Annotated in this window: 10 protein-coding genes and 2 pseudogenes; 5 read left to right on the top strand and 7 right to left on the bottom strand. The window is 69.6% G+C overall.

The window, feature by feature from the left end:
* Positions 1-149: 149 nt before the first annotated feature.
* Complete coding sequence (locus ACZ3TS_RS38490; protein WP_467626791.1) at positions 150-1,280, bottom strand: hypothetical protein; 1,131 nt, start codon at positions 1,278-1,280, stop codon at positions 150-152.
* A gap of 185 nt (positions 1,281-1,465) precedes the next feature.
* Here ACZ3TS_RS38490 and ACZ3TS_RS38495 point away from each other — a divergent pair, with 185 nt between their 5' ends.
* Positions 1,466-2,722 carry a helicase-associated domain-containing protein gene (locus ACZ3TS_RS38495; protein WP_467626793.1) on the top strand — a complete coding sequence of 419 codons (1,257 nt, stop codon included), beginning with the start codon at positions 1,466-1,468 and terminating at the stop codon, positions 2,720-2,722.
* A gap of 9 nt (positions 2,723-2,731) precedes the next feature.
* Here the strand turns inward: ACZ3TS_RS38495 and ACZ3TS_RS38500 are convergent, their stop codons facing one another.
* Both ACZ3TS_RS38500 and ACZ3TS_RS38505 read right to left on the bottom strand, forming a co-directional pair.
* Positions 2,732-3,967 (bottom strand): hypothetical protein, encoded by a 1,236-nt coding sequence (locus ACZ3TS_RS38500; RefSeq protein WP_467626795.1) that lies wholly within the window; start codon positions 3,965-3,967, stop codon positions 2,732-2,734.
* A gap of 23 nt (positions 3,968-3,990) precedes the next feature.
* Entirely contained in the window at positions 3,991-4,638 is a 648-nt protein-coding gene (locus ACZ3TS_RS38505) for a hypothetical protein (RefSeq protein WP_467626797.1), read from the bottom strand.
* A gap of 416 nt (positions 4,639-5,054) precedes the next feature.
* Between ACZ3TS_RS38505 and ACZ3TS_RS38510 the strand changes: the two genes are divergently transcribed.
* Positions 5,055-5,759 carry a UPF0158 family protein gene (locus ACZ3TS_RS38510; protein WP_467626799.1) on the top strand — a complete coding sequence of 235 codons (705 nt, stop codon included), beginning with the start codon at positions 5,055-5,057 and terminating at the stop codon, positions 5,757-5,759.
* 11 nt (positions 5,760-5,770) lie between these two features.
* Here ACZ3TS_RS38510 and ACZ3TS_RS38515 read toward each other — a convergent pair whose 3' ends face one another.
* On the bottom strand, positions 5,771-6,085 hold the full coding sequence (locus ACZ3TS_RS38515) for a hypothetical protein (RefSeq protein ID WP_467626801.1): 315 nt from the start codon (positions 6,083-6,085) through the stop codon (positions 5,771-5,773).
* Positions 6,086-6,343: 258 nt separating this feature from the next.
* On the opposite strand from ACZ3TS_RS38515, the gene ACZ3TS_RS38520 reads away from it, so the two are divergent.
* Positions 6,344-6,643, top strand: coding sequence for a hypothetical protein (locus tag ACZ3TS_RS38520; protein ID WP_467626803.1), 300 nt, complete (start codon positions 6,344-6,346; stop codon positions 6,641-6,643).
* Positions 6,644-7,200: 557 nt separating this feature from the next.
* Here the strand turns inward: ACZ3TS_RS38520 and ACZ3TS_RS38525 are convergent.
* The 3 genes and pseudogenes from ACZ3TS_RS38525 to ACZ3TS_RS38535 all read right to left on the bottom strand — a co-directional run.
* A complete protein-coding gene (locus ACZ3TS_RS38525; RefSeq protein ID WP_467626805.1) occupies positions 7,201-8,298 on the bottom strand; it encodes an integrase core domain-containing protein in 1,098 nt (365 codons plus the stop codon).
* 415 nt (positions 8,299-8,713) lie between these two features.
* Entirely contained in the window at positions 8,714-10,255 is a 1,542-nt protein-coding gene (locus ACZ3TS_RS38530; RefSeq protein ID WP_467626808.1) for a DUF2786 domain-containing protein, read from the bottom strand.
* Positions 10,256-10,442: 187 nt separating this feature from the next.
* Positions 10,443-10,914, bottom strand: a pseudogene (locus ACZ3TS_RS38535) (integrase); the annotation flags it as partial.
* Here ACZ3TS_RS38535 and ACZ3TS_RS38540 point away from each other — a divergent pair.
* Both ACZ3TS_RS38540 and ACZ3TS_RS38545 read left to right on the top strand, forming a co-directional pair.
* On the top strand, positions 10,804-11,100 hold the full coding sequence (locus ACZ3TS_RS38540; protein WP_467626815.1) for a hypothetical protein: 297 nt from the start codon (positions 10,804-10,806) through the stop codon (positions 11,098-11,100). The pseudogene ACZ3TS_RS38535 and the gene ACZ3TS_RS38540 overlap by 111 nt on opposite strands.
* A 360-nt stretch (positions 11,101-11,460) precedes the next feature.
* Positions 11,461-12,138 (top strand): annotated as a pseudogene (locus tag ACZ3TS_RS38545) (sulfurtransferase); the annotation flags it as partial.
* Positions 12,139-12,232: the final 94 nt, after the last annotated feature.

A 12,232-nucleotide genomic window follows, 5' to 3' on the forward strand; every position in this document is an offset into this window, starting at 1 on the left:
CCTTCGCGGCCGGGGTTCTGCGAACCGGAGGAAGGAGATCGTCGTGGAGTCTCAGCGCTCCATGGGGCGGTGCACGTTCAGGCGCTCACGTTGCCTCACTGAGGTGGGGAGGGCGCAACGCGGCTCGATCGGTGCCGGGACGAGGCGGCCTATCGGAGGCCGTGGCGGTCGAGGCGGTGGATGAGGCCGGGGCGGCGCTGGTAGTCCTCGCGCAGGCGGGCCAGGCGCTGGTGGAAGTCGGTGTGCTGTCGGGCGTGGGCGTAGGCGTCGCGCAGTTCCGCGAGGAGGCTGACGGCCTGGTCGTAGCAGCTGGTCTTCTTGGTGGCGATGTGCGCCTCGATCTGCTGCCAGACGGATTCGGCCTCGCCTGCGAGAGCGGTCAGATGCCGGGAGCGGGCGGTGGCCCGTTCGTGTTCGGCGCGCTGTCGGCGTTCGGTGCGCAGGGTGTGGGCGGCGTCCAGGAGGTGGGCGGCGGACCGGCGCCCGGGGACCGTGGTGGGGGCGTCGGCGCCGCGCAGGCGATGCAGGAGTTCGGTGTGCAGCCCAGGTTCCGGGCCGAGGGCGAGCCGCAGCAGCAGAGCGTCCTTCTCCTTCTGGGGCATCGCGGCGATCAGCGGGGCGAGTTCCTTCTTCGCAGGCCTGGTCAGCTTCTTGGATGCGGCGGGACTGGCCTGGGCCGCGACTGCCAGCAGGTCGTCGTCCACGCGCAGGAAATCCGCGAGCGCCCGCTGCGGGGCGGTCAGTTCGCCGAGCCCGGCCGGGACGGGCGGTTCGGGACAGGTCCGGTACTCCTCTTCGTCGTCGTCTTCGAGTTCCCAGGCGGCGAGCGCTGAGAGCCAGGCCAGATAGAGGGGGCGCAGGTCGCCGGTGGTGAGTTCGTCGCGTACGCCGATGAGGGCGGACAGCGAGTCGTCGGCGCCCTCGATCCAGTCGCCGCCCTCGTCCTCGCTGGTCAGGTCGAGCAGGAGGTGGGTGTGGATGGTCCAGGCCTCGATGTGGTGGTCGAGACAGTACGGCCGCACCGCCGGCAGGGCCAAGGTCTGCTTGGGCAGGCGGAGCATCAACCGGTGGGTGCCCCAATTGGTCACGTACAGGTGGGCGTCGAAGTAGCGCTCGACCATTTTGCGCGGATTGGCGCTCAGGTCGCCCCAGTTGTAGGTGTTGGTGAAGCTGGTGGCGGTGATCCGGGCTCGGGTGGAGATGGCCCTCAGCTGCTCCTGTTCCTCGCGGCTGAGCGGCCGGTCGAGGGCCTGGAACTCGTAGTACTGGTACTCGCTCACACGGCGGACCCTATCGCCGCCGCGGGTGGGCTCGGACGCGGATGGGCCACGGCAGCGGAGCCGACCGGAGGCAGCAATCAAACGTCATAGGGTGAGCCGAGGCGAGCCGTGGCGGGGAGGAGCGGGCTGTGGCGGTGTGGACCGAGCGGGCGATGGAGCATGATGCAAGAACGGAGCTCGCGGCCGTGCTGCAGCTGGTTGCCGCGGGCAGGCTGCGGTGCGGCGACAAGACGAAGCGCCCCTCCGCCGCCACCCTCCGCGCACTGAGCGAGGTCCTCACCGGCAGTGACTTCTACGAGGGCGAGGCGGTCAGGGCATTCGCCTGGCCGCTGCTGCTCCAGGCTGGCGGTCTTGCCGAACTATCGGGCGGTCGGCTGGAGTTGACCGCGCGGGGCCGCAAGGCGCTGGCCGCGCCCGCCCACGAGACGATCCGGCACCTGTGGCGGCGCTGGCTGAGCCACGGGGTACTGGACGAGTTCAGCCGCATCGAGGCAGTCAAGGGGCAGCGCGCGGCGAACGTCCTCAGCGCGGCCGGCCCGCGCCGCAAGGCGGTGGGTGCGGCGCTCGCCGAGTGCTGCACGCCAGGGGAATGGATGGCGGTGGACGAGCTGTTCAAGGCGATGCGTACCGCAGGGCATGACCCGTACCTGGTCCGTTCCGAGCGGGCGCTGTGGAAGCTGTACCTGGAGGACGCGCAGTACGGCAGCCTCGGCTACGACGGACACCACGACTGGCCGGTGCTGCAGGGCCGCTACACCCTGTGTGTGCTGTTCGAGTACTCGGCCACCCTCGGCCTCGTCGACGTCCAGTACATCGACCCGGACGGCGCCCGGGACGACTTCCGCCACATGTGGGGTGCCGACTGGCTTCAGTGGCTCAGCCGCTACGACGGGCTGCTCGCCATCCGGTTGAACCCGCTCGGGGCGTACGCGACGGGGCGCACCGACGCCTACCGACCGGGCCCGGAGCCCGCCGCCGGGGCGCGGAGCCCGGTCAGGGTTCTGCCGAACTTTGACATTGTGGCACTCGACGGCCTGGCCCCCGCCGAGGCGCTGCTGCTCGACGCGTTCGCAACCCGGTCCACCGACCGTGTCTGGACGCTGTCTACCGCCTCCCTGCTGAAGGCCCTCCACGCGGGCCGAGGTCTGGAGGAGCTGCGCCGCTTCCTCGCCGAGACCAGCACAGGAGAGGAACTGCCGCAGACCGTCACGGCTTTGCTGGCCGACGCCGCCTCCCGCGCCGAGAAGGTACGGGATCTGGGTACGTGCCACCTGCTGGAGTGCGTGGACGAGGCGCAGGCCGTGATGATCGCGAAGGACCGCAGGGCGGGCGCGCTGTGCTCCCGGATCGGCCCAAGGCATCTCATGGTGGCCCCCGGCGACCTGCCGGCCGTCCGCGCCGCGTTGCTGAGACTCGGTTGCGTACTGCCCGCCCGAACCTGAACGGGAGGTTCACGTCCAGGGTGCGGTCCGCGGGGCTTGGGCACGTTCTCGGAGCGCGGTGCGGGCGGCGACTCGGCCGGTGGGGGTGAGGGAGATCGTGGAGCGGCGGCGGTCACGGTATGCCAGGAAGCCGAGGGCCTCGCCGGGACGCAGCCACTGCCACAGGAAGTGGCGGGTGTCGTCGCGTCGTGGCGCGGAGCCGTCGGGGAGGGTGAACACCTCGGCGGCCAGGGTGTGAACGGCGGCGGTGAGGTCGTCGAGCGGGAGTTTTCCGCCGAGCAGGGCCGCTGCGGCGGCTTCGGCGAGTTCGGCTCGGACACCGTCACCGAACCACGCGCGGGCGGCCGTGGCCTGCAGCAGGGCCGGGTCGGCGAGGTGTTGTCGGCCGCGGGTGGTCAGGGCGAGCTTTCGGTGCCGCTTGGCGAGCAGCCGAGCCGCGCGGGCCAGTTCATGCAGTTCGGCGAGGCGAACGACGTCGTACTCGGTGCGCGGCACCATGCCCGGCAGATACCAGTCGTAGCGCTCGGCGGCCTCGATGACCAGAGCCCGCGGCAGGTAGCCGGCCTGGGTCAGCGTCACCCCGTCGCCTACCGCCTCCAGTAGCCAGCGCAGGGGTTCGGCCGTGTCGGCGGCCGTCTCGGGCGCCACGCTCAGCAGGTCCATCACGGTGCCGCGCAGACGACGCCGGGCGTCGGGTGGGGCCTCGGCCCAGGTGCGGCGGCGCTCGCTGTGGACGGCATCGAGCGGGGTGCGTCCATCGTGCGCGGGATGCGGGGTGGTGAGCCAGCGCTCTACGTGCTCGATGCGTGCGGCGGCGTAGCCGCGGGTGCCGGGCACCAGTGCGCCGTCGTCCAGCGCCTGCTCCAGCAGCCGGGAGGCGTTGCTGCGGGCGACGGCCTCGTCGATGCCCATCACCGACCCCCAGGTGAGCAGGTCGGTGTCCGGCGGGGTCACCGGGGAGGCGTCCACCGCCCGCCGGTAGGCGGCCCGCCCCTGATCAGGCGAGTGTTGCCATGCGGCGAGGATCTCGCGGGTGGCCTCCGAGGTGCAGACGGCCGCGGACCGGGGCCGGCCGGCGTCCTGGAGAAGTTCGGCGAGGGCGGTGAGGATGTGCGGGTACTCGGCGGGCTCTGCCACCCACTTGACCGGCAGCTCGTACCAGCAGAACCGCTCCACGTCCTCCTGGGCGAGCGAGCCGGCTGGGCCGCCGTCCGGCAGGAGCCAGCCGAGCAGCCGGTCCCACACTTTCCTTGTGTCGCCTGTCCGCGTCACGTGAGCCCTGCCCCGTCGAGTTCCTGGGCCAGTTCGATGGACCGGCGCCGTACCCAGTCCGGATGGAACCCCGGCCGGTCCGCAGCCCGGAGCACGGCACGGGCGCTCGCGGCGTCACCACGTTGCAGGGCGTAGGAGACCATGGCCTCCAGCGGTTGCCAGTCCTCGGAGCCCAGCACGGTCGCGGTGGCGGCGAATCGGTCCACCGCCCCGGCCGCGACCTGGGCGTAGGCGCGAAGGCCCAGGATCTCGCGAGCGCGGAAGTCGAGGCGGGCCGAGGCGTACTCGCTGTGAAGCGCACGGGCCAGAGTCTCCACCAGGTCCACATCGCTGCCGGCCCCGGCGTGCAGGAACAGCTCGGCCGCCTGCCGGTACGTCCCGCCGAAATCACCGACCTCAACGAGGAGCTCAAGGAAGTCCTGCCAGAACACGTCGGCGGGCATCGCCGTCCGCCGCCAGGGGACGGCGGCGTACTCGGCCACCGCCCGGCGCAACCACTCGCCCAGTGTGCCGCACGAGTCGTCGCACACCCGCAGCGCCCGCAGCCCGCACGCCAACGCGGCCCGGCGGACAGCCAGCAACCTCGCCGCCCCGACTGCTTCCCCCACCTGGGCGACGGTGGCTTCGGCCAGAACCTCTGCCACCGCCATCGTCGCCCACTGGCCATGATGCCGATCCAGATCCACAACCCCGGCGAATGCTTCGTAAGGCCCCTGCGGCGACACCGGGAAGCGCGGCCACGCCCCTGTCACAGCCCGCTCGGACAGCCGCCGACTCGGAATCCAGCGCATGGGCGCCGTCTTCGCCCGCCCCTCCAGCGCCTGGCCGCAGTCCACCACGCACGCTACGGCGAACCACACGTCCCAGTACGACCACTCGCCAGACGGTGCCGGATGAGGCCACGGTTCCGGGCCGAACGTCGGCCGCCTGCGCCTGCTTGTGGCCCTGTCCGCTGTGCTCACCAGCGCATTGTCGCACCGGAGACGGCAGCGCTCGCAGCGCACGGCGGAGGTCCCCCTGTTGAGCGAAGCCGAGAACTCGGGGGAGTAGCCTCGCGGGCGTGACCGAGGCATGGACCGACCACGCGCTGAAGGCACTCCGCGCCGCCCGCCACAACGCGGACTGCCCGTCCCTGCTCGCCCTGCTGCGTGCGCATGACCCCGTCGGAGTGCTGCAGCAGTGTGGAGACGCACTCACCGCAGCAGTTTCCCGGGGCCTGCCCGGCGCCCGGGAGGCAGCGACCGCGTGCTCGTCCGCACTGCGCGAACGGGGCTGGCCCGGAGACGAGGTCCTCGCCGAACAGCTCGACACGGCGGGAGGCCGCGCCCTCTGCCTGCTGCGGCCGCTGCCGGTCGACCTGGAGGAACTCTCCAGTCTGCTCGAAGGGGACCCGGCCTGGGGTGGTGGCCGTATCGACCTGGGCACCGGTGAGTGCTGGCCTGCCCTCGCGGACACCGAGGAGTCATGGGACGAGGAGGGACCGGAAGGCACTGAGCGGTGGCTCGACGTCCCGTGCGAGGGATCGCGGGACGCCTACCGCGACATGGAGGACTTCATCACCACCCTCGACGACCCGGACCTCGCCCGGTTCCTCGGCATCGCGATCCAGGGTCCAGGAGCGTTCCGCCGCTTCAAGGACATGTTGGCCACCTCGCCGGCGCAGCTGCAGCGGTACTGGTTGTTCTCCGCGGAGCGGCAGCAGGGCCGGGCCCGGGCCTGGCTCGCCGATCAGGGTTACCGGCCGACGCTGTCGGGCGACCACTGACCCGGGTGCCTTCACGGGCCCCAGTGCCGGTAGGCCTCGATCCACTCGGCCCCCTCGGGCGCCGGATCCGGCAACGGAAGGTCGAGAATGCCGATCGCCTGCCGGTGCCTGCCGCGCGTGCAGACCGCCACGATCTGGCTGCCGGGCAGCAGGTCCACCTTCTTCACGGTGACCTCGACCCCGAGAACGACCGTCTTGAACGGAACAGCCAGCTGCTCTGCGAGCATCGTGAAAAGGCCCGTGAGCTGCTGCTCGCCGTCGTAGGCGTCAACGGTGGCCTGCTCGACCAGTTCATCGAGTTCCGCATCGCTCAGCTGTCCGTCCACAGAGAACAAGGTACCGGCGGTGCCCGCAGATGCCCTCGCTCGGTCAACCGCCAGCCGCCCCACCCTGAGCCACGGCGGTCGTTCCTCCCGCCGCGAGGATCGGCGTGCTGCCTGGTGGCGCGTACCGACTCCTCAGCTCCCACCGCGAGTTGGCGCCGAGAGGGCCGCCGACTGTGCGGAGCAGGTCAGGTGCGGGTTCCTCGTTCGCGAGACCGGCCGATGGTCGCTGGTCCCCTGCCCTTTGACAGGGGACCAGCTATGCAGAGCGCAGAAGTGCAGGCGCTCGCGAACGCAACTGCCCGCCACCTGCCTCAAGGGCACGGCGTCGCCGCAGGCATCGCCATGACCAACGCCCTGGCCAACATCTCAGGCATCATCGGCCTCTCTATCACCGGCGCACTCCGCACCACCACAGGCAGGTACACCGCCGGAACCGCCGTGATGGCCGTCTTCCTTGTCCTGTCCGCCGTCGGCGCTCTTACCGTCCGCCGCGTCGCCGCCAGGAGCGCGCAGCCGGCAACCCGGGGCCCCGAGCAGAATCTGCCGGTGACCTCGTAACCGACGGGCCGATTGCGGCCATGCACGGCAACCGCTGTTCAGTTCCACCACCAGATTGCTCTGCACACGCCCATGCATCGATGGGGCGATGCCCAAGTCGTGCCTCCCGCATCAGACCCCGCTCGGTAAGAAGCGCCGTTGCCCGAGCGGTACAACCCCCGGTCGCGCCACCCCTTTGCGGCCGGCGTTCTGTGTGCCGTCAAGTGACGGGGGGAGGAAAAGGATCGCGGGTATTCTGAGTCAGAAATTGGGGATAAAGCCTGAAGTCGTATGGCTCACGCCGCGCTCTGTGCATGGAACCGCCCTTGCGCCACCAACACCGTATCGTCGGCCGTCGACTCGCCCCTCGGACACAACCAGGGACGTTCACGAGATCGTCCCGAGACGTTCACGAAATACCGGCCGAGTTATGTTACTCGCCGGTATTTCGTCGTTCCTGGGGCCTTCAAGCCTCGTGATCGGCTCGGTGAGGGGGTGGGGCGGTGGCGGTCCAGGTACTGCGCCTCTCACCTGCGGAAACAGGACATTGCCCTTGCCGGAAACCTCGTCCGCCCAGGTCACGCGGCATGTTCGTACTCGTGGAGGATGCCACCCAGGCGTTCACGCCTTCGTATGTCGAGGTGGGTGATCTGCCCTGGATCGCTGATCGCCTGGGGCAAGGGGTGGAGCGGTCGGGCGTTCGCGATTCCCTGATGGGGCCGATGGGAGTTGTAGAACCGCTCGAACTCCCGTACAGCGTGGCAGAGGTGGCGCTGGTTCCAGATCAACGTGCGGTCCAGCAGTTCACGCCGGCACGTCTGCACCCACCGCTCCATAATCGAGTTCATTCGGGGCATCTGGACGCCGCTGAACACGACCTCGATGGCCGCGTCCTTCAAGATGGTGTCGAACAGCTCGGGGAACTTCCCGTCCCTGTCCCGGATCATGAACCGCGCTCGGCAGCCCGTGTCCTCCAGGTCCATGACGAGATTCTTCGCGGCCTGGACTACCCAGGCCGCCGACGGGTGAGCCGTGGCGCCCAGGACGCGGACCCGGCGGCTGGCGTGCTCGATCACCGCGAACACGTACAGCCGCGCTCCAGTCAGGGTGACCGTCTCGAAGAAGTCGCACGCCAGCAGCGCCTCGGCCTGGGAGCGCAAGAAGTCGGCCCACGTACTGGAGCTCCGTCCGGGCGCGGGATCGATCCCGGCACCCTTCAAGATCTCCCATACCGTGGAGGCGGCCACCTTGATCCCCAGCACAAGCAGTTCGCCGTGCACCCTCCTGTAGCCCCACGTGGGATTTTCCCGCGCCAGGCGCAGCACCAGCACGCGGATGGAGTGCACGGTGCGTGGCCGACCCGAGCGCTTCGGCCGAGAACGGGCCGCGTGGTGGCGCGTGATCAGGTCGCGGTGCCATCGCAGCACCGTGTCGGGGCGCACCAGCAACCGCAGCCGACGCAGTGCATCGCGCGGGAGCTGGTGCAGCAACGCGGCCAGGAACGCCCGATCGCTCGGCCTGAAGCGCGGCCTGTCCCCTCCCAGTTGCCGCTCCAGCACGGTGATCTGATGACGCAACGCCAGGATTTCGACATCCTTGTCCCGGTCGCTCATCGGTAGCAAGCGCAGCATGGCGAACGCGTTCGTCACACCCAGGTAGGCCAGTCGCAGCAGCACGATCGATCATGTTCCCGCAGGGTTGGGCACTCGCGCCAGAGCCCCGACCCGAGCACGCGGGCCGCCGGCCCGCGGAACCCGCATACCGCCTCTCACCTGCACGGATGAGGTTTTCGGCAGGGGCACCGTTACTTCGACGTCCACTGGTTCGAGAGCTACAAGAGCCTCGAAGCGGACGGCGACTGAGCACCCCGGCAGCCTGCATATCAGGGGTGCCCGACCGGGCCGTCGCGCAGAGACCTGGGCGTCGGAGGGGCCGCCCACGGCGCTGACCAGGGGTGGAGCGCCGGGGAGTCGAGAGCCTCGTTCGCACGGGCGGCGGGATGACGAGCGTACACGCGGCATAAAGGGCGAGGTGGGGGTGGTCCGCGTGGGTGCGCCGCCGAACCCGGTAGTGCATGGCGCAGGGTTTTGGTCAGCGGGAGGGCAAGGCCCCGCTGTCGGTGCCGAGGCTCGCGCGGTCGGCTGCCGCGCGACCGCTCGTCCAGCCTTCCCAGTCGCTGATGCCCGAGGACCGGGAGTAGGAGATCTGAGGGAAGATCCGTTCGGTCTCCTCCTCGACCGCCCGGTGGCGGGCGGCGAGGACGGGCAGCACCTCGGGCGCACCCGCACCCGCCCGCGCCGACGCTCCCGGGACACCCGACGCGGCCACCGCCGCGTCAGTGGCCTGTGCGGTCGCCTCGGTGAGCCGCTCGCCGATCCTGGTCGCGTACGAGGTCAAAAACGACTGACGGAAGGACCGGGTACGACTGCCACCGCCCACATGCGTGCGTCCGCCCTCGGCCTGGAGGGCCGCGGCCACCTGGACCAGCAGCGAGGTGTACAGCAGCTCCACCGAGTCCAGGTCCGCCTCGAAGCCGATGACCGTGGCGAAGCCGAGGTTCTTCGACCATACCGAGCGGCAGCGATTGGCTTGGGCCACCACTTCGAGCAGGATCGCCTTGGGCTGTTCGTACGGGTTCTCCACCCCCACCCGGATACCGGCCGGGGTGTCCCGGCGTCCGCCGCGCGCGGCCAACAGGGCCTCGCTGATGCTGTGCTCGGACATCAGCTGCTGGGCCTTGGCGGTGAGCGCCTCGGCCTCCTCGGGGAACTCGGTCGACTCGGCCTTCGTCAGAAGGGCGCGGATACGTCCCAGCATCCGCGCCGCCTCAGGAGACGCGGGCCGGGCCGCCGCAGCGGCCGAGGAGGCGTTCGGCGGCGGGCACAGAAGCTCGAGAGCAGGCAGCCAGGACAGCAGCCGCAGCAGCTCCATCAGGCAGCGCGCGACATCGAGATGGTCCGCCTTCTCACGAAGGGCCACGCCGGGCAGCCACTGTTCGTCGGACTCCCACCACACGCGCGCCTCGAGCTCGTTCAGCTGCGCCGCCCAACGGTGGTCAAGCCCCCGGGCCGCGTACCGCCGCCCCTCGGCGGCGATCAGGTCCACCGCGAGGCGGCCATGACGGGGCTTCAGCTCCTTGCGTACGGCCCGTACGACGTCAGCCGGCTGCCAGCCGGCGCGCCACAGCGCACCGAAGAGCCGGTCGGTCATCGCGAGCACGGCCCGGCTGAGAGCCGGCCTGCGCCGCTCGGAGGAGGCGAGCCAGGACGCGGCGGCGGCGATCTCCCGCTCGGCGTGTTCCTCGGGCACCTCGATCAGCTCGTGGACCGCCCGCTCCAGCTCATCGGCGAGTGAGGGCGCGCGCGGCGGCGGCACAAATGCGAACGGCCCGTCCTGCGCACCGCCGTTGAAGGTGCCGCCGAATCCGAAGGCCGCCCCTGAGCGCGTCGACTGCCGCCGCTCCTGCCCCTGTGCCTGCTGGCGGCGCTGCTTCTGCTTTGCCTTGCGCCGTTCCTGGTTGCGCTTGCCCATCGGTGCTGTCGCCTTCCTGCCCGCGCCGTGTGGTCCCTCCAGTCTGGCAGGCGGGCGCACCACGACGACCGCCAGCGGCCCGGGCACGGCCTTCTCTGCCACAGAGCCACGAGAGACTCCAGGTAACCCGTCCTGTCTGATCTGAGGCTGCCGCAAGGTACACGCCTGACGGTTCGGTTCCGGGAACGGGGCCCGGCCGCTGCCCGCAGGTCATCCTCGCTGAAACCCACAGCGTTCATTCAAGCCGACCGGCGACGCCGAACGTGAGCAGAGGGCATGGCCGTTCCGGCCGGTTGGCATGCTCGATGACCGCGAAGACATACAGCGTCGCGCCGTTCAAGGTGGTGGCGGTGAAGAAGTCGCAGGCCATGATCGCGTGGGCCTGGCTGCGCAGGAACGCGGCCCAGGTCTGACGGTCACGTTCGGGCGCCGGCTCGATCCCGTGCTGCTTCAGGATCTCCCACACGCTGGAGAGTGCGACCTTGACACCTAGGACCGAGAGTTCGCCGTGGATCCTTCTGTAGCCCCACCCACTGTTCTCGCGGGCCAGTCGCAGGACGAGAGCCCGGATGCTGCTGGGGGCACTTCCCGGCCGAAGGCTGGGGGAGGGTCGGTGGACGGCCGGGTTGCTTGCGACGGGAGGCGTCGGCGTGGCGGCGACGCATGAGGTCCCGGTGCCATCTCACAACCGTGTCCGGGGAGACGATCAGGTGCAGTTGCCGCAGCTTGTGCCTCGGGAGCCGGTGGAGAAGCGCGGCCAGGAAAGCGCGATCCGCCGACGAGACGCGTGGCCTGTCGATCTGCCGCTGCAGGACGGCCAGCTGGTGCCGCAACGCCAATATCTCGATGGCCTTGTCAACGTCGCTCATCGGCAGCAACCGTATGAGGGAGAACACGCTCGACACGGCGAGGTAGGGCAGTCGCAGCAGCACGGTCGATCAGCCTGACACGCCCGGCCGCTGATTGACGGCCGTTCCCGAGAACCTGCAGCTCACAGGCCATGGATGGGGTTTTCGGCACCCGCACATTATGGGGCGGTACGAGCCCGTCGAGCACCCATATTTGCCTGTGAGGCAATCTTTTTGCCTGAGGGGAATATGCGGGGTTCAATCGAGACATGAACTTGACGTCGACAGCCAGGTTTCCATAGGGGGTGCGGCTGTACAGCGTCGCATCCGCACCTCACGTGCAAGCCCCAGGCGATCGGCACCCCGGCCCACGGCGCAGGACCGTGCCCTGCACGATGTCGCTGCCGCTGACTCAACATTGCCGCGCCCGGCCGCGAGCCTTTGAAGGGATGGTTCACTATGAGCCGTACGCAGGTTCTTGTCGACGCTGACTGGGTGGAAGCGCACCTGGACGATCCCGGCGTTGTCGTGGTGGAGGTGGACGAGGACATCGCTGCCTACGACGTCAATCACATTGCCGGTGCGGTGCGTATCGACTGGCGCAGTGAGCTGCAGGATCCTGTCCGTCGTGACTTTGTCGACGGGGTCGGCTTCGAGGCGCTGCTGTCGGGGAAGGGCATTGCCAACGACGACACCGTCGTGCTGTATGGCGGTAACAACAACTGGTTCGCCGCGTTTGCCTATTGGTACTTCAAGGTCTACGGCCACCAGGATGTGAGGCTGCTGGACGGTGGCCGTAAGAAGTGGGAGCTGGATGGCCGCCCGCTGGTCACTGAGGTGCCGGATCGTCCGGCGACCCGGTATGTGGCGGCGTCGGCGGATGACTCTCTGCGTGCTCTGCGTGATGAGGTGCTGGCGTCGATCGGCACCCGCAATCTGGTGGATGTGCGGTCACCGGAGGAGTTTTCCGGTGCGTTGAGCGCGCCGGCGCATATGTTGCAGGAGGCGGCCATGCAGCGGGGGCACATTCCCACGGCGGTGAATGTCCCGTGGTCGAAGGCGGCCAATGACGACGGCACGTTCAAGTCCGATGAGGAGCTTGCCGCGTTGTATGCGGACGTCGATGCGGGCCGGGACTGAGGGGCCTCGCGTTTTCCGGACAGGCGTCTGACCGTCTATTTCACGCGGCGATTCGCAACTTCTCGTAGTCGGCGTGGACTTCGCGCGGAGG

The organism is Streptomyces sp. NPDC022910 (assembly GCF_055561075.1).